Consider the following 16,439-nt stretch of genomic DNA (forward strand, 5'->3'; position numbering starts at 1 on the left):
CCCGACCGGCACCCCCGGCCGCTTCTGCGTGAACGGGTCGACGTCCTCCTGCCCGGTCATCGGGGTGGCGATCTCCCCGGGCGCCACCGCGTTGACGGTGATCCCGTCCGCCGCCAGCTCCTGGGCCATCACCTTGGTCAGCAGCCCGAGCCCGCCCTTCGCCGCGCAGTACGCCGACGAGCCGACCCGGGGCGCGTGCTCGTGCACGCTGGTGATGTTCACGATCCGGCCGCCGGCGCCGGCCGCGCGCATCCGGCGGGCGGCCCGCTGCGAGCAGAGGAACGGCCCGTCCAGGTCGACGCTCAGCACCTCCCGCCACTGCTGCCACGCCACGTCGACGAAGGGCGTGGCCATCCCGGTGCCGGCGTTGTTGACCAGCACACCGATCCCGCCGAGCCGGTCGGCCAGATCGTCCACCACCGCGGCGGCGTCGGGCAGCCGGGTCAGGTCCAGCTCGGCGACCTCGCAGCGGCGCCCGGTGGCGCGTACCTCGGCGGCGGTGTGCTCGGCGCCGTCCGGGTCGCCGTACCAGGTGATGCCGATCTCGAAGCCGGCCGCGGCGAGCGCCACCGCCGAGGCCTTGCCGATGCCGGAGTCCGCGCCGGTGACGACGGCGGTTCGGGGGTAGTCCTCGTATCGCTGGGGCATGCCGCCGCACTACCCTGACCGGACGAGCTCAACCAGGTCGGGTGTAACCGCCCCGGACCGGGGTAGCCGGGCGACATGGAGCTGGTCGAGGAGTCGCCGTACCGGTTCCGGATCGACCGGCATGATCCGATGCGGGTTCCAGGCGTGGTCTTCGCCTCCCGGTCGCTGTTGCCGGACGCCGGGGCGGACAAGTCGCTGGATCAGGTCGCGAACGTGGCCACCCTGCCCGGCATCGTCGGCGCCTCGTACGCCATGCCGGACGTGCACTGGGGCTACGGCTTCCCGATCGGCGGGGTCGCGGCCACCGACATCGAGGAGGGCGGGGTGGTCTCGCCCGGCGGGGTCGGCTTCGACATCTCCTGCGGGGTGCGGCTGCTCGCCGCCGACCTGGACCGTGCCGGCCTGCGGCCCCGGCTGGACGCGCTGATGGACGGCCTCGGCGAGGCGACGCCGCGCGGCATGGGCAAGGGCGCGGTGTGGCACCTGACCGACCGCGCGGAACTCGACGCGGTGCTGCGCGGGGGCTCCCGCCACGCCGTTGAGCGCGGGTTCGGCGTCCAGCACGACCTGGACCGGTGCGAGGACTACGGCGCGGTCGACGACGCGAACCCGGCGCAGGTGAGCGAGCGGGCGGTGGAGCGCGGCGCGCGCCAGGTCGGCAGCCTCGGCTCCGGCAACCACTTCCTCGAGGTGCAGGTCGTCGAGGACGTCTACGACGAGGCCGCGGCCAGCGCGTTCGGGCTGCGGGCCGGCCAGGTCTGCGTCATGATCCACTGCGGGTCGCGCGGCCTGGGCCACCAGATCTGCACCGACTACGTCCACGAGATGGAGAAGGTGATGCGCGGGTACGGCATCCACGTGCCCGACCGGCAGCTCGCCTGCGCCCCCGTCTCGTCCCACGAGGGGCGGGCCTACCTCGGCGCGATGGCCGCCGCGGCCAACTACGCCCGGGCCAACCGACAGCTGCTCCACCACGCGGCCCGACAGGTCTTCCACCGGGTCACCGGCAGCGACCTGGACCTGGTGTACGACATCTCGCACAACCTCGCCAAGATCGAGACACACCAGGTGGACGGCGCGCGGCGCCGGCTCTGCGTGCACCGCAAGGGCGCCACCCGGGCGCTGCCGCCCGGCCACGCCGACCTGCCGGACGACCTGCGCGGGGTCGGTCAGCCGGTGCTCATCCCCGGCTCGATGGGCACCGGCTCGTACGTGCTCACCGGCGTCCCCGGCGCACCGGCGTGGGCTTCCACCTGCCACGGGGCCGGTCGGGTGCAGAGCCGCAAGCAGGCCACGAAGGCGGTACGCGGGCACGACCCGCGGCGCGAGCTGGAGGCGCAGGACATCGCGGTGCGCGGGGCGTCCCGGCGGGGGCTGGCCGAGGAGATGCCGGCCGCGTACAAGGACATCACCGCCGTGGTGGCCGCGGCCGAGGGCGCCGGGCTGTGCCGGCGGGTGGCGCGCCTCGTCCCCATCGGCGTGGTGAAGGGCTGAGGCGGCCTCACACGTCCAGCGTCACCGCGCCGGACCAGCCGTCCCCGTCGGGGCCGAAGCGCAGCTCGTGCAGCGACACCGCCTTGGGCACCGCGCCGACCAGCTCCACGGCGTCCGTGCCGGTGGTACGCCAGCGCACCGTCAGGCCGCCGTCGTCGGCCGCCCGCACCTCGGTGCTGAGCGGCAGCTCGCCCTCCGTCTCCATCCGGAAGATCACTTCGTCGAGTACGCCCACCAGTAGGTCCGGGTCGTCGCCCGGCGGGACGTGGAACTCCCCCGTGGCCTCGGAGACCGCGCCGGTGAAGTCCACGAAGGTGTTGACCAGCGCGGTGACCGCCTCCGCGACGCACCCCTCCCGGTCCGGCGCCCACGCCTCGATCCGGACGTCGGCGGTGTGCGGCACCATGCGGTGCCCCCGCGGCGGTCGTCGCTCCATGCCCCGATCATGCCCGCCCGGCGCGGCCGGTCACGGTGAATTGTCGGCGAACGCCCGCCGGCTGCCGGCCGGGGAGATCAGCCCGGCCGAGTTCGAGGAGCTCACCGGTGGCGACGCCGGGCCGACCCGCCCGGATCCGCGGTGGTGGGCCGGCCACTGAGGGGCTCAGAGCACCGCCGGCAGGTCGAACGCGGGGAACAGCGCGTGGCCGAAGGTGGTGATCTCGGCGATCCGCCCGTCCCGCACCCGCAGCACGTCCAGCTTGAACGCCCGGAACACCGGGTCGCCGGGGCGCCGCAGGTAGCTCGCGGCGGCCGGCATCCGGTTGGCGTACGTCGGCAGCAGCCGCCAGTCGCCCTCCCGCTCCGGCCCGAAGGCCCGTTCCAGCAGCGGCGCGATGCTCGCCACCCCGTCGAAGCACATCGGCGCCGGCGGCATGGTGATCCGGAGGTCCGGCGCCGCCGCGGCGAGCGCGGCCGCGGCGTCGCAGCGTTCGTGGGCGTCGATGAATCGGGCCAGCAACTCCCGTTCCCGCTCGTCGGCCGGGTTGGCCGCCCAGTCCGCCCGCCGGGCCGGCAGGTGGGCCTGCAGGGTGGCCCGGGCCCGTTGCAGCGCGCTGTTGGCCGCCGCCACGCTGGTCTCGAGCAGCTCCGCCGTCTCCGCCGCCGACCAGCCGAGCACGTCGCGGACCAGGAAGGCGGCCCGCTGCCGGGCCGGCAGTACCTGCATGGCGGCGAGGAAGGCCAGCTCGATGGTCTCCCGGGTCACCGCCACCGCGTCCGGCTGCTCGTCACCCGGCGCGACCCGGTCCAGCAGCCGGTCCGGGTACGGCTGCAACCACGGCACCTCCGCGTACGACCGCACGGCGCGCGGCTGCCGGCCGGTGCGGCGCAACAGGTCCAGGCACACGTTGGTGGCGATCCGGTAGAGCCAGGCCCGGGGCTGCGTGCCGTCGAAGCGGTCCCGCCCCCGCCACGCCCGCAGGTACGTCTCCTGGACGGCGTCCTCGGCGTCGTCGAAGGAGGCGAGCATCCGGTAGCAGTGCACGTGCAACTCGCGCCGGTGGCGCTCGGTGAGCGCGGCGAAGTCCGGGTCGGTCGGCGCGGGGTGCAGGTCGGCGGTCACGCTGCCGCCGCCCCAGCCCGGCCGACCTCCTGGACCAGCCACTCGTTGCCGTCCGGGTCGCGCAACGACAGGAAGGAGCCGTAGTCCCGCCGCTCCGGGTCCGGCCCGGGGGTCTGCACGCCGCCCGCGGTGAAGTGGAAGACCTCGCTCGGCTTCGCGCCCCGGTCCACCAGCTCCGCCCGCGCCGCGTCGATGTCCCGGACGACCAGGTGCAGGCCGCTCACCGAGCCCGCGGCGTCCGGCTTGCGCATCAGCGCGATCGAGCAGGCGGAGCCGGGCGGGGTGAGCTGTACGACGCGGAAGTCCTCGCCGGCGGAGTGGTCCACGTCCAGCCGGAACCCGGTTTGGTCCAGGTAGAACGCCTTGGCCCGGTCCACGTCCGAGACGGGCACCACGACGAGTTCGAGCTTCCAGTCCATGATCGGCCTCCCTGGCCTCGGTGACGGCTGCCGTGACGTACAACGTCCGGCCGGTCGGCGACTCATCGGTGTTCCGATGAGAATGTCACCTCGCCGCCCGCTGACGGGTCGTACCGGGTGCAGCGACCAGACACGGGAGGGGACGATGTGGACCCGCAGGAACAGATCCGACAGGTGTACGCCGCCTCGGCGGCCCGCCTGGTGGCCCAGGTGTACGCAATGACCGGCGACTACGCCGAGGCGCAGGACGTCGTACAGGAGGCGTTCGTCCGGGCCCTCGCGAGGCCCGGCCAGCTGCGCCAGGTCGACAACCCGGAGGCCTGGCTGCGGACGGTGGCGCTGAACGCCGCCCGGTCCCGGTTCCGGCGCCGGTCGATCCTGCACCGCATCGCCCGGTCCGGTCGCCTGCACCCCGCCGAGCGGAGCGCACCCGCCCTGTCACCGGACCATGTCGCCCTGGTGGCGGCCCTGCAGAAGCTGCCCCGGCAGGCCCGGGAGACCGTCGTGCTGCACCACCTCGCGGACCTGCCGGTGACCGAGGTGGCCGCCGCGATGGGCTGCTCGGTGGAGGCGGTCAAGACCCGCCTGGTCCGCGCCCGACGTGCCCTGGCCGGGCATCTCACCGACACCGAGCCGGCCGGCCCGGTCCACGCCCTCGCCGAGCGGGAGGCCCGCAATGCCTGAGCTGGACTTCGCCGGACTCAACGCCGCCGCCCAGGCCGCGTTCAAGCCGCACTTCGAGCAGGTGCGGGCCCGCGCCCGGCGCCGCCGGCGGACCCGGATCGCGGCGGCGGTCGTCGCGGCGGCGGTGGTGGCCACCGGGTCGGGGATCGCGGTCGCCCGGCCGGCGGGCAAGCCGTCCCCGGCCCCTGCCTTCGGACCGGACCGTACCCCGGAGTTCATGCCCGGGCCGCAGCCCACGCCGACGCCCGGCGCGGGCCGCCAGGTGTCGACCGGCCGGCCGGCCGCCGGCGACCTGAACCACGTCTACCTGCGCTACCAGGAGTGCCGGACCGGCTGCCCGGTCCGGTTCGCGGCGACCGACGACCGTGGTCGGACCTGGCGAACCGGCCGGCTGCCGGTGCCGGACGACGCGATGGTGGACCTGCGTGCGGTGGGCCCGCGCACCCTGGCGGCCTGGTACGTCTCCCGGTCGGCGCCGAACAGCCGGTCCGCGGCCTGGACCACCAGCGCCGACGGCGGAGCGACCTGGCGGCAGGTGACCGTCCGGCGGGTGGCGGCGCTGCCGGCGGGCTGGCGGGTGCTCGACCTGCAGCCCGGTCCGAGCGACGAACCGCTGCTCGCCGTCGATCCGGCTACCGGGGACATCGCGCAGCTCGCGACGGCGTCCACCCTGCGGAACTCGACGCTCGCCGCCGGTTCGCCGGCCTCGGCCGGGCTCTGGATCAGCGGCTGGACCGGCTCGAGAGACGGCAACGGCGGCCCGACGGTCTGGACCGGCAGTGGCGTGGAGGTCAGCCGGGACGGCGGCCGGACCTGGCAGCGGCACGAGTTCCCCGACCTGCTCACCGCCTCCGACGACGTGGGCGGGGCGGCGGTGGCCACCTTCGACGGCCGCACGGTCTACGCGGTCGGCCGGGTGACCGGCAAGCTGGTGATCTGGCGCAGCGCGGACGGCGGCGACACCTGGCAGCGCGCCGCTGGCACCGCCGACGTCGCAAACCGGACTATCCGGGCGGCGGTTCGCCGGGACGGGGTCCTGCTGATCCAGGCCGGCATCTCGGCCGCCGAGAAGCCGGTGATGCTGGCCAGCACCGACGGTGGCCGCACGGTTCGCCCCACCACCCTCGGGCCGGGCGCGGACGCCCGGCCGGTGCCCGGCGGGTACGTGCAGACCGGCTGGCCGGACAGCAAGGGCGCCTGGCTCTCCGCCGACGGTCTCACCTGGTCCTGGGTGGCCCCGCCCGCACTGTGAGCACCTCGGCCGCTCCCGGCGCCCGGTGGCGCCGGGAGCAGCCGCAGGTACCTGTGCCCGGCCGGACGTCCGCACTATCCCGGCCCCGGCGACGGCTCGACCGTGCGTCGCCGCGATCCCGGCCAGCCCCACGACCGCACTGCCGGACCCGGCCGGGCAGGAAGCGGGACGGCCGGGTGCTCAGCCGGGCGGGATCCGGAAGGCCGGCTCGGTGGCGCTCAGCACGGCCGAGCGAGCCGGTGCCGACCAGACGTCGGCCAGCGCGCACTCCAACTCCGCCAGCATCCGGGGCACGTCGATGCCGGCCGACGCGTGCATCGCCTCCACGACGATCAGCACCTCGCCGGTGGCGCCCCCGACAGCCGACCGGCCGCTCTGCCGGTGCGTCCAGCGCCGCGAGTGCGCCCGCCCGGCCGAGTCCGCGAAGATCACCTCGCCCGGCTCGGGCCGCTCCTCCTCGCCGGCCAGGGTCAGGTAGCGCTCCTCGCCCGTGGCGTGCCGGACCGCCAGGTCGCCGGAGATCCGGGCGACGTCGAGCACCGCCACCGGCACGGCGTGCCCGAGGGAGACGGCGTTGCCGAGGTCGACCAGCGGGTGCAGCCGGGGCAGCGAGCCCTCCCGCCGGTAGCGGCGCAGCAGCGACTCGGCCGCGCACCGGTAGCGGGTCGGCGGCAGCCCCATCGTGGCGAAGGCCCGCCGCCAGGCCTGGATCTCCGGAAAGCCGCTCTCCGGGCCGTCGGCCAGCCGGGCCCGCGCCGCCGCGGTGAACGGCGCGAGCCGCGCGTCGACGTCCACGTCGGGGTTGATCCCGGTGGCGTGCAGGACGCCGCAGACCAGTTCCGGGAAGGTCGACCATATCTGCGGGGAGTGCCGGAGACGCACGGGAGGCTCCTATCGGGCGGTGAGGGCGAGGCCGAGGCCGAGGGCGAGGAAGCTGCCGGCGAAGCCGCGGCGCAGGAACGCGGTCAGCCGGGGGCGGGCCAGCACCCGGTGCCGTACGGTGCCGGCCAGCAGCCCGTAGCCGGTGAAGACCAGCAGGGTGACCAGCATGAACACCGCCCCGCAGGCGAGCATCCGCGGCGCGGCGGCGGGCGCGTCCGGGGGCACGAACTGGGGCAGGAACGCCACGAAGAAGACGGTCACCTTCGGGTTGAGCAGGTTCATCAGCACCCCGTCGAGGACCAGCCGGGCCGTCCGGCGCGGGACCGGCTCGCCGTCGACCGGCAGCGGACCCCGGTCGCGCAGCGTCGACCAGCCCATCCAGAGCAGGTACGCCACGCCCAGCCAGGTCACGGCGCGGAACATCGGGGTGCTGGCGTGCAGCAGCGCGGCGAGCCCGGTGACTGCCGCCGCCACGTGCGGCACCAGGCTGAGCGTGCAGGCCAGTGCGGCGATGAGGCCCGCCCGGCGGCCGCCGGAGAGCCCGGCGGACAGGGTGTAGACCACGCCGGTGCCCGGGGTGGCGGCCACGACCAGCGTGGTCAGCAGGAAGGTGATGGTCACCCGTCCACCCTGCGATCACAATGGTCCGGTGGACAGGGCCAAACCAGCGACGACTGACCGGTCCATAACGGCGGGCTCGGATTTCCTCCAGCTCGACGTCGGCCAGGCGCCTCCCGGAGGGCTCGCGGACTGGCTGGCCGCCCGGCTGCGCGGGGCGATCGCCGACGGCCGGGTGCCGGTGGGCGCCCGGCTGCCGGCCAGCCGGGTGCTCGCCGCCGAGCTGGGCGTCTCCCGGGGCGTGGTGACCGAGGCGTACCAGCGGCTGACCGAGGACGGGCACGTGGTGGGTCGGGGTCGATCCGGCACGGTGGTCGTGGCCGTCCCGGCCGCGGTGCCCGCCCCGCCACCCACACCGCCGGCGCCGACCGAGGTCTTCGCCGACCGGCCCGGCACCGACGTGTTCGACGCGCTCCGTACCGCCCCGGCGGAGCTCGACCTGACGCCCGGCGTACCGGATCTGGCGGCCTTTCCCCGCGCGGCCTGGCTGCGCGCGGAGCGGGCGGTGCTGCACCGGCTCACCCCGGCGGCGTTCGGTTACGGCGACCCGACCGGGACGCCCGCGCTGCGGCTGGCCGTCGCCACCTGGCTGGCCCGCAGCCGGGGCATCCGGGTCGACCCGGCGGAGGTGATGATCGTCGCCGGGGTGTCCCAGGCGCTCGGCCTGCTCGCCCAGGTGCTGCACGACGACGGCATCCACACGGTCGCGGTCGAGGACCCGGGCTCCCTCGGGGTACGCCAGCACCTGCGCAACTGGGGGCTGGACACCCCGCCGGTCGCGGTCGACGCGCACGGGCTGCGGATCGACGACCTGGCCGCCACCGGCGCCCCGGCGGTGTTGCTCACCCCGGCGCACCAGTTCCCGACCGGGGTGGTGCTCGACGGCGAGCGGCGGCGGGCGCTGATCCGCTGGGCACAGCGGGGCGGCCTGGTCGTCGAGGACGACTACGACGCCGAACACCGCTACGACCGCCCGCCGGTGCCGGCCCTGCGGGCCATGCTGCCGGAGCGGGTCTGCTACACCGGCAGCGTCTCCAAGCTGCTCGCCCCGGCGCTGCGGATCGGCTGGGTGCTGGTGCCGCCCCGGTACCACGCGGCGCTGGTGGCCGCCAAGCGGATGGCCGACCTCGGCAATGCGGCGTTGCCCCAACTCGTGCTGGCCGAGCTGATGGACTCCGGCGCGCTGGAACGGCACCTTCGGCTGCTGCGGCGCCGGCACGTCCGCCGGCGGGACGCGATGATCCGGGCGATCGGGCGGCACCTACCCGGGGCGGTGGTGCACGGCGCCGCCGCCGGCCTGCACCTGCTGGTCACCCTCGACCCGGGGCTGTCCGACGTGGACCTCGCCGCCGCGGCCCTGCGGCGGGGCGTCAAGGTGCAGCCGCTGTCCTGGCACGGGCAGCGACCGCAGCCCCCCGGCCTGGTCCTCGGCTACGCCGCGAACGCCCCCGGCGACATCGAGCGGGGGGTCGCCATCCTCGGCGCCACCCTGCGCGGGCTGCGCTGAGGCGGGCCGGCACGCCCGCGCCGCCGCGACCGGCCGGTCAGCCCACCGCGGGCGCGAGTTGCGTCGGCGCGTAGAGCGCGGCCAGCGCGGCGGCCGTGTCGGCGAGGCGGGCGCGCAGTTCGGCGGGGGAGACCACCTCCACCTCGGCGCCGAGCCGGAGGAAGTCGCCGTGGGCGTGGGTGAGCGACTCGATCGGCACCACCGCCCGCACCCAGCCGGCGTGGTCCGGCGGGCCGGCGCTGCGGTCGACGGCGGCGACCACCGCGTCGCTGCCGATCTCCCGCAACCGGTCCCGGCCCCGCGGGGAGAGCCGGATGGTCGCCTCGTCGCGGTGCAGCCGGGCCCGGAACTCCACCACGTGCGCCCGCCACCAGGCCGGCAGGTCGAAGTCGGCGGGCCGGCCGAAGCTCTCGTCCAGGGTGGTCAGGTCCAGGATCTGGTTCACCCGGTACGTGGCCGGCTCGGCGCGCTCGGGTCGGGCGGCCACCACGTACCAGCGGCCGCCCTTGAGCACCAGGCCGTACGGCTCCAGGGTTCGGGTCACCTCGCCCCGCCAGCTCCGGTAGCGGACCCGGATCCGGTGCTGCCGCCAGACCGCGTCGGCGGTGGGGGACAGGTGCGGGGACGGGTCGCCGTCGGAGTACCAACCGGGGGTGTCCAGGTGGAACCGCTGCTGGAGCTCGGCGGCCCGGTCGGCCAGCGGCGCCGGCAGCGCGGCCCGCAGCTTGAGCTGGAGGGTGGCGACGACCGACTCGTAGCCCAGCTCGGCGGCCGGCCCGGGCAGTCCCGCGAAGAGCAGCCGGTCCGCCTCCTCGGCGGTGAGCCCGGTCAGCCGGGTCCGCCAGCCGTCGACCAGCCGGTAGCCGCCGGCGTGCCCGGCCTCGCCGTACAGCGGGATCCCGGCGGCGTGCAGCGACTCGACGTCCCGGTAGACGGTCCGGACGGAGACCTCCAGCCGCTGCGCCAGCTCGGCGGCGGTGAGCCGGCCGTGGGTCTGGAGCAGCAGCAGGATCGACAGGAGACGACTGGCCCGCATCCACTGACAGTAGCTGTCAGGGGAGTGGTTGTACCGTCCCGGCATGGCATTTCGCGACAAGGAGTTGACCGTGCCCGGGACCGTCGAGGTCGCCGGACGGCACGTCAAGCGCTACCACATCGACCAGCCCGACCACCGGCTCGAACCCGAGGTGGTGACGGCCGCGTACGCGTACCTGCCCCGGCTGCTGCCCGGGCCCGACGGCGGCACCCCGCCCGCGAGCTGGGTGGTGCTGCACCGGGGCGCGGACAGCGGCGCCTACCTGCTGGCGTACAGCTGGTTCTGGGACAATGTGGTGGAATGCCGCATCGCGGTCGCCGGCCAGCCCGCCCTGGACTGCCCGGACGACGACCCGGCGCACTTCGTGCCGATGCCCCGCCCCGGCGTGGGCTGCGTCTGGGAGCTGGGCGTGCTGGAGCACGAGCGGACCGCCTGGGTCCGCCACATCCTCGCCCCCGACCGCCCCGACCTGGCCGGCTACCTGGCCGACAGCCGCACCGAGGGGCCGGTGGGATTCTGATGGGCGACTTCGACTTCCTCGTGGGCACGTGGGACGTGACCAATCGGCGGCTGAGGCAGCGACACGTCGGCAGCGACGAGTGGGACGAGTTCCCCGCCACCTCGGTGGCGCATCGATTCTTCGACGGCGCCGGCAGCTTCGACGAGATGCGCTGCCCCAGCCGGGGTTTCTCCGGCTCGACCGTGCGCATCCTCGACCCGGCGACCGGGCTCTGGTCGATCTACTGGATGCACAGCCGGCGCGGGATCCTGGAGCTGCCGCCGGTGGTCGGCCGGTTCGTCGACGGGGTGGGCACATTCTTCGCCGACGACACCGACGAGGGGCGGCCGGTCCGGTGCCGGTTCATCTGGTCGGGGATCACGCCGACCTCCTGCCGTTGGGAGCAGGCGTTCTCCACCGACGGCGAGCGCACCTGGGAGACGAACTGGATCATGGACTTCACCCGAGCCGGCGGCGAGCCGGATCAGGCCGGCGGCGGGCAGGTCGTTCGGTAGATCGCGGTCAGCCAGACCTCGAGCAGGACGTCCACCACGTCCCGCTCGGCCACAGCCGGGCCGTCGCCGGCGAAGGTGGCATACCAGACCCGTTCGTTCATGGAGTTCAGCGCGATGGCGAGGTCCCGGGCGGGCAGCCCGTCCGGGGCCGCCCCGCGCCGGCGTTCCCCCTCGATGGCGGTCTCGACCGCGTGCACCCAGCGCTCCAGCACGGCGGCCCAGAGCCGGCGTACCTCGGCGTTGGTGCCGCGCACCTGGGCGCAGGCGAGCACCACCGCGCGGTGGCCGCCGAAGGTGGCGTGGAACCGGCCGATCAGTTCCCGCCAGCGGGCGCGCGGGTCCTCGGCGAGTCGGTCCAGCACATCGCCCGCGGCCGCGTCCGCCTCCTCGATGACCCAATCGAGCAGGGTGAGCAGCACCGCGTCCTTGGACCGGAAGTAGAAGTAGAACGTCGGCCGGGAGATGCCGGCGCCCCGGGCCAGGTCGTCGATGGAGATGTCGGCGAAGGCACGCTCCGCCAGCAGCCGCTCGGCGGTGCCGAGGATGGCCAGCTCCCGGTCGTCGCCGGTGGAGCGGCCGGGGCGCCGCCCGCGCGTCGGTGCCCCGCCGGACGACGTACGGGCGATGGTCATTGGTCGATGCTACACCCGCTCGACACCGTGTCGATCTCATTCGACAGGGTGTTGACTGGCGTCGACGGCGGTGGATAGTGTCCGGAGCACTGCCGCGCGGAACGGGAGGAGCGACTAGTGGTCAGCTTCCTTTCTGCATCTGTCTGTAATGGACTGTTGTGGGTAGCGTGTATCGGATTGGCGAGTTTGCCGAGCGGGTGGGCCGGTCGGTGAGCACGGTGCGTCGGTGGGAGGCGGAGGGGCGGATCACCGCCCGGCGTCTGCCGCCGGGGCAGCGGTACTTCGCCGACTCCGGTGTGCGCAAGGTGCTGCAGCCAGGCTTCGACGCCGACCGGCGGTTACTGCCGGGTGTCGTCTCCGCGCCAGAAGGCAGATCTGGCCTCGCAGGTCGTGCCGATGCAGCAGTTCTGCCAGGCCCGCAGTCTGGCCGTGGACGAGTGGGTCAGCGAGATCGGCGGCGGGATGAACCTGTGCCGCGAGAAGTTCCTGCCGCTGATGGACGTGGTCGACCGGGGGGAGTTCGGCACGCTCGTGGTGGCGCACCAGGATGGGCTGGCCCGGTTCGGCTTCGACTTCGTGGAGCACGTGGCGGCTCGCAGCGGCTGCGAGATCATGGTGGCCAACCAGGAGACATTGTCCCCGCAGCAGGAGATGGTCGAGGATCTGCTGGCGGTCGTGCACACCTTCTCTTGGGCCGGCTGGACAGGCTGCGACGCTACGAGAGGGAACTCAAGGGGGCCGACCTGACCGTGGTGGGCGACTGGTGAAGGTCACCCGGATCGCGTACTCGACGGCCCTGAACCCGGGCAAGTATGCCGCCCTGGTGGAGCAGGCCCGTCGGTTGGGTCGGGTGCGCAGCGAGGTGTGGCAGCGGTATGGGTCGATTGCCGGGGTCGGGTCCGGGTTGAGGGATCGGCAGGTGCGGGACCGCTGGCTAGCCGACGGGACGCACGTGACGTTTGGTGTGCTGGCGAACGCGTGGAAGGAATCCGTCCGCGACGCGATGGCCGACATCGCGGCGAACCTGGCGGCGGCGAAGGTTCAGGTGCGTCGGGCGGCCTCCCGGCGTGCCACCGATCCGGCCGAGCGGAAGCGGATGTTGAGCGCGCTGGCGGCCGACCGGTGGGCTGGCGACCCGTTCCTGGCTCGCCAGATGCGCAAGCACTGGAAGCGGGGCCGCAACCGCACGCACGATCACATCGTTGTGCGCGCGGACCAGCACAACACCCTCACCGATGGGCGCGGCCGGTTGTGGCTGGCCGTACCCGGCCTGGAACGCCGCCAGAAGGTCAGAATCCCGCTGTCCACGACCGTCGCCCCGACTGGGACACTGCGGCTGATCCTGCGCGGGGGCCGGGTCGAGGTGCACTACCAGATCGACGCATCGCAGATGCGGTCGTCGCAGCGGCCCTGCGGCGACCGGACGATCGGCGTGGACAAGGGCTACACCGAAGCCCTCACCGACTCCGACGGTACCCACCACGGCACCCGCCTCGGCAAGCTGCTGACCGCCGAGTCGGACCGGCTGAAGCAACGCAACCGGCGCCGGGCGAAGCTGCGCTCAATCGCGAACACCGCCGCCCTCCGCGGTGACCACGCGAAGGCGCACCGGATCAGGTCCAACAACCTCGGGACCGTCAAGCGGGACCGACGGGCCGCCCGCCACCGCGCGCAGGTGCGCACGGAGATCTTCACCGCAGTGCACCGGGTCGTCGACAAGGCCGCCACCGTGGTCGCCGAAGACCTCACCAAAAGGATCGCCGGGCGCAAGAGGCTCGGCAAGAACGTCAACCGGCGCCTCGCCGCGTGGACCAAAGGGGTCACCGCCGAGGCGCTGACCAACGTGTCCGAGCGCAGAGGTTCTGCGCTCGTGCACGTCAACGCCGCCTACACCTCACAAGCCTGTCACCGCTGCGGCCGGTTCGGCCGACGCAGCGGGGACCGGTTTCACTGCACCCGATGCGGGGTGGTGTGGCAGGCCGACGTGAACGCCGCGATCAACATCCTGCAGCGAGCAGGCGACCCCGACATCGCCCTGCACACCCCGCAACAGAAGGTGAAGCAGATCCTGCGGGACAGGACCGATCGCCACCGGACCAGACTGCCGGTCCAGGACTCCAGCCCGGCCACACCCGCCGAGCGGAGAGCGAACCATCCGAACCCCTTAGCAATGAGCAACTAGTAGGAAGCAGATGTCATGGCCTCCGACCACGTCGACGTGCTCATCGTCGGTGCCGGGCTCTCCGGCATCGGCGCCGCCGTGCACCTGCGGCGCAACTGTCCGGAGAAGACCTACGCGGTGCTCGAGGCCCGCGGGGCCATCGGCGGGACCTGGGACCTGTTCCGCTACCCGGGCATCCGCTCGGACTCCGACATGTACACCCTCGGCTACTCCTTCAAACCGTGGACCGACCCGAAGGCGATCGCCGACGGCGACTCCATCCGCGCGTACGTCCGGGACACCGCCCGCGAGTACGGCGTCGAGCAGCACATCCGCTTCCACCACCGGGTCCTCCGCGCCGAGTGGGACAGCGCCCGCGCCCGCTGGACCGTGCACGCCCGCCGCGACGACACCGGCGAGGAGGTCGTGCTCACCTGCGCCTTCCTCTTCACCTGCTCCGGCTACTACCGCTACGACGCCGGCTACACCCCGGACCTTCCCGGCGTCGACCGGTACGCCGGCCGGCTCGTGCACCCGCAGCACTGGCCCGAGGACCTGGACTACACCGGCAAGCGGGTGGTGGTGATCGGCAGCGGCGCGACCGCGGTCACCCTGGTGCCGGCGATGGCCGAACGGGCCGCCCACGTCACCATGCTGCAGCGCTCACCGACGTACGTCATCGCGCTGCCCTCCCGTGACGTGCTGGCCGACGCGCTGCGGCGCTGGCTCCCCGCGAAGGCCGCGTATCCGGTGGTGCGCTGGAAGAACGTGCTGCTCGGGGTGGCCAACTTCCAGCTCAGCCGGCGCGCCCCCGCCGTGATGAAGAGGCTGCTGCGCCGCGCGGCCAAGGGCCGCCTGCCGGTCGGCTACGACGTCGACCGGCACTTCTCACCGCGCTACAGCCCGTGGGACCAGCGGCTCTGCGTCGTCCCGGACGGCGACCTGTTCGAGGCGGTCAAGGCCGGTCGGGCGGCGGTGGTGACCGACACCATCGACACCTTCACCGAGCACGGCGTCCGGCTCACCTCCGGAGCGGAGCTGCCCGCCGACATCGTGGTCACCGCCACCGGCCTCAACCTGCTCGCCCTCGGCGGCATGACGCTCGCGGTGGACGGGCAGGAGGTCGACCTCGCGGGGACCGTCGCGTACAAGGGCATGATGCTCTCCGGCGTGCCGAACTTCGCCATGACGATCGGCTACACGAACGCCTCCTGGACACTCAAGGCCGACCTGGTCGCGACGTACGTCTGCCGCCTGCTGCGCCACCTCGACGCCACCGGCCAGCAGATCGTCACCCCGGTCCCCCCGGCCTCCGGCGCACTGGAGCCGCTGATCGACCTGAAGTCCGGGTACGTGCTGCGCGCGGTCGACCAGCTGCCCAAGCAGGGGCCGGTGGCGCCCTGGCGGCTGCACCAGAACTATCCCCGCGACGTGCTGCTGATGCGCCACGGCCGGCTCACCGACGAGGGCGTCCGGTTCGCCCGTGCCGGCGCACCGACCGACTCGCCGGCCGGGCCGGTCGCCGACCCCGCCGTGGGCACCCCCGCCGAGACCCCCGTCGTCTGACCCAGAGGAGCATCGGATGCGCGACTTCGTCTTTCCCGGCGGCACCGCCGTGGTCACGGGGGCGGCCAGCGGCATCGGCGAGGCCCTGGCGCACGCCCTCGCCCGGCGCGGAGCCGACCTGGTCCTGCTCGACCGGGACGCCGAACGGCTCGACGCGGTGGTCGCCGCGATCCGCGCCGCCCACCCCGAGCGGCGGATCGACACCCACCTGGTCGACTTCGCGGACGCCGACGCGACCGACCGGGTGGCCGCGGCGATCCGCGCGGCGCACCCGCGGATCCGGCTGCTGGTCAACAACGCCGGCGTCGCGCTGGGCGGCCGGTTCGACCAGGTCACCCTCGACGAGTTCCTCTGGGTCGTCGACATCAACTTCCGGGCCGTGGTCCGACTGACCCACACGTTGCTGCCCGCGCTCAAGGCCGAGCCGGGCGCCCACCTGGTCAACGTCTCCAGCCTCTTCGGGCTGATCGCGCCCGCCGGGCAGGCCGCCTACTCGGCGAGCAAGTTCGCCGTCCGCGGCTTCACCGAGGCGCTGCGGCACGAGCTGGCCGACGACGGCGTCGGGGTCACCTCGGTGCACCCCGGCGGCATCCGGACCCGGATCGCGCAGAGCGCCCGGGTGGGCAGCGGAGTCTCCCCGGAGGAGTACGAGGCCGGCCGCAGACAGTTCGAGAAGCTGCTTTCCATCGACCCGGCGAAGGCCGCCGAGGTGATCCTGCGCGGGGTGGAACGCCGCCGCGGGCGGGTGCTGATCGGCTGGTCGGCGAAGCTGCCCGACCTGCTGGCCCGGCTCGCCCCCGCCTCGTACCACCGGGTCCTGGCCGTCGGTCTCAACCGGAGCGCCGGCGGCCCCGCGGCCCGCTCGACGTCCCGGCTGGAACCCGCTGCGGCGCCCGGGCCGGCAGCGACGACGGACCCGGTGCCCACGCCCACAGCGACGGCGGACGCGGTGCCCACGCCCCGGC

At 74.2% G+C, this 16,439-nt stretch carries 18 protein-coding genes and 1 pseudogene; 11 read left to right on the forward strand and 8 right to left on the reverse strand.

Annotated elements, in window-relative coordinates:
• Positions 1 to 648 (reverse strand): SDR family oxidoreductase (locus DKT69_RS03515; protein WP_109800157.1); only part of this gene is annotated, 648 nt, incomplete at its 3' end.
• A gap of 75 nt (positions 649 to 723) precedes the next feature.
• On the opposite strand from DKT69_RS03515, the gene DKT69_RS03520 reads away from it, so the two are divergent.
• Positions 724 to 2,142: an RtcB family protein gene (locus DKT69_RS03520; RefSeq protein ID WP_109800158.1), complete on the forward strand. Its 1,419-nt coding sequence runs from the start codon at positions 724 to 726 to the stop codon at positions 2,140 to 2,142.
• A 7-nt stretch (positions 2,143 to 2,149) separates the two neighbouring features.
• Here the strand turns inward: DKT69_RS03520 and DKT69_RS03525 are convergent, their stop codons facing one another.
• Positions 2,150 to 2,578, reverse strand: coding sequence for an archease (locus DKT69_RS03525; RefSeq protein WP_109800159.1), 429 nt, complete (start codon positions 2,576 to 2,578; stop codon positions 2,150 to 2,152).
• Here DKT69_RS03525 and DKT69_RS38120 point away from each other — a divergent pair.
• Positions 2,577 to 2,738: a hypothetical protein gene (locus DKT69_RS38120; protein WP_161557763.1), complete on the forward strand. Its 162-nt coding sequence runs from the start codon at positions 2,577 to 2,579 to the stop codon at positions 2,736 to 2,738. The two genes, DKT69_RS03525 and DKT69_RS38120, sit on opposite strands and share 2 nt — an antisense overlap.
• 5 nt (positions 2,739 to 2,743) lie before the next feature.
• Here the strand turns inward: DKT69_RS38120 and DKT69_RS03530 are convergent, their stop codons facing one another.
• Both DKT69_RS03530 and DKT69_RS03535 read right to left on the reverse strand, forming a co-directional pair.
• Entirely contained in the window at positions 2,744 to 3,703 is a 960-nt protein-coding gene (locus tag DKT69_RS03530; RefSeq protein WP_109800160.1) for an RNA polymerase subunit sigma-70, read from the reverse strand.
• Positions 3,700 to 4,122 (reverse strand): VOC family protein, encoded by a 423-nt coding sequence (locus DKT69_RS03535; protein WP_109800161.1) that lies wholly within the window; start codon positions 4,120 to 4,122, stop codon positions 3,700 to 3,702. The genes DKT69_RS03530 and DKT69_RS03535 overlap by 4 nt, the downstream gene beginning before the upstream one ends.
• 147 nt (positions 4,123 to 4,269) lie before the next feature.
• On the opposite strand from DKT69_RS03535, the gene DKT69_RS03540 reads away from it, so the two are divergent.
• Complete coding sequence (locus DKT69_RS03540) at positions 4,270 to 4,806, forward strand: RNA polymerase sigma factor (RefSeq protein WP_109800162.1); 537 nt, start codon at positions 4,270 to 4,272, stop codon at positions 4,804 to 4,806.
• Positions 4,799 to 6,058, forward strand: coding sequence for a sialidase family protein (locus tag DKT69_RS03545; RefSeq protein WP_109800163.1), 1,260 nt, complete (start codon positions 4,799 to 4,801; stop codon positions 6,056 to 6,058). Before DKT69_RS03540 ends, DKT69_RS03545 begins: the two co-directional genes overlap by 8 nt.
• A gap of 180 nt (positions 6,059 to 6,238) precedes the next feature.
• Here the strand turns inward: DKT69_RS03545 and DKT69_RS03550 are convergent, their stop codons facing one another.
• Complete coding sequence (locus DKT69_RS03550) at positions 6,239 to 6,940, reverse strand: B3/B4 domain-containing protein (protein ID WP_109800164.1); 702 nt, start codon at positions 6,938 to 6,940, stop codon at positions 6,239 to 6,241.
• A 9-nt stretch (positions 6,941 to 6,949) separates the two neighbouring features.
• Positions 6,950 to 7,561, reverse strand: a complete 612-nt coding sequence (locus DKT69_RS03555; protein ID WP_109800165.1) for a LysE family translocator — start codon at positions 7,559 to 7,561, stop codon at positions 6,950 to 6,952.
• 28 nt (positions 7,562 to 7,589) lie between these two features.
• On the opposite strand from DKT69_RS03555, the gene pdxR reads away from it, so the two are divergent.
• Positions 7,590 to 9,065, forward strand: a complete 1,476-nt coding sequence (gene pdxR, locus DKT69_RS03560) for a MocR-like pyridoxine biosynthesis transcription factor PdxR (protein ID WP_109800166.1) — start codon at positions 7,590 to 7,592, stop codon at positions 9,063 to 9,065.
• A 37-nt stretch (positions 9,066 to 9,102) separates the two neighbouring features.
• Here pdxR and DKT69_RS03565 read toward each other — a convergent pair whose 3' ends face one another.
• On the reverse strand, positions 9,103 to 10,101 hold the full coding sequence (locus DKT69_RS03565) for a helix-turn-helix transcriptional regulator (protein WP_109800167.1): 999 nt from the start codon (positions 10,099 to 10,101) through the stop codon (positions 9,103 to 9,105).
• 43 nt (positions 10,102 to 10,144) lie between these two features.
• Between DKT69_RS03565 and DKT69_RS03570 the strand changes: the two genes are divergently transcribed.
• Positions 10,145 to 10,621, forward strand: a complete 477-nt coding sequence (locus DKT69_RS03570) for a hypothetical protein (RefSeq protein ID WP_109800168.1) — start codon at positions 10,145 to 10,147, stop codon at positions 10,619 to 10,621.
• Positions 10,621 to 11,115, forward strand: coding sequence for a hypothetical protein (locus DKT69_RS03575; protein WP_109800169.1), 495 nt, complete (start codon positions 10,621 to 10,623; stop codon positions 11,113 to 11,115). The genes DKT69_RS03570 and DKT69_RS03575 overlap by 1 nt, the downstream gene beginning before the upstream one ends.
• On the opposite strand, the gene DKT69_RS03580 is transcribed toward DKT69_RS03575, so the two are convergent.
• Positions 11,085 to 11,747 (reverse strand): TetR/AcrR family transcriptional regulator, encoded by a 663-nt coding sequence (locus tag DKT69_RS03580; protein WP_109800170.1) that lies wholly within the window; start codon positions 11,745 to 11,747, stop codon positions 11,085 to 11,087. The two genes, DKT69_RS03575 and DKT69_RS03580, sit on opposite strands and share 31 nt — an antisense overlap.
• A gap of 158 nt (positions 11,748 to 11,905) precedes the next feature.
• On the opposite strand from DKT69_RS03580, the pseudogene DKT69_RS03585 reads away from it, so the two are divergent.
• From DKT69_RS03585 to DKT69_RS03600, 4 genes and pseudogenes are all read left to right on the forward strand, one after another.
• A pseudogene (locus tag DKT69_RS03585) lies at positions 11,906 to 12,514 on the forward strand (IS607 family transposase).
• Complete coding sequence (locus DKT69_RS03590; RefSeq protein WP_109800171.1) at positions 12,511 to 13,929, forward strand: RNA-guided endonuclease TnpB family protein; 1,419 nt, start codon at positions 12,511 to 12,513, stop codon at positions 13,927 to 13,929. The pseudogene DKT69_RS03585 and the gene DKT69_RS03590 overlap by 4 nt, the downstream one beginning before the upstream one ends.
• Before the next feature lie 15 nt (positions 13,930 to 13,944).
• Positions 13,945 to 15,474: a flavin-containing monooxygenase gene (locus tag DKT69_RS03595; RefSeq protein WP_109800172.1), complete on the forward strand. Its 1,530-nt coding sequence runs from the start codon at positions 13,945 to 13,947 to the stop codon at positions 15,472 to 15,474.
• A 16-nt stretch (positions 15,475 to 15,490) separates the two neighbouring features.
• The coding region (locus tag DKT69_RS03600; RefSeq protein WP_109800173.1) for an SDR family NAD(P)-dependent oxidoreductase at positions 15,491 to 16,439 on the forward strand (949 nt) is incomplete at its 3' end.

It is taken from the genome of Micromonospora sicca, from assembly GCF_003172935.1.
Classification (GTDB): Bacteria; Actinomycetota; Actinomycetes; order Mycobacteriales; family Micromonosporaceae; genus Micromonospora; species Micromonospora sicca.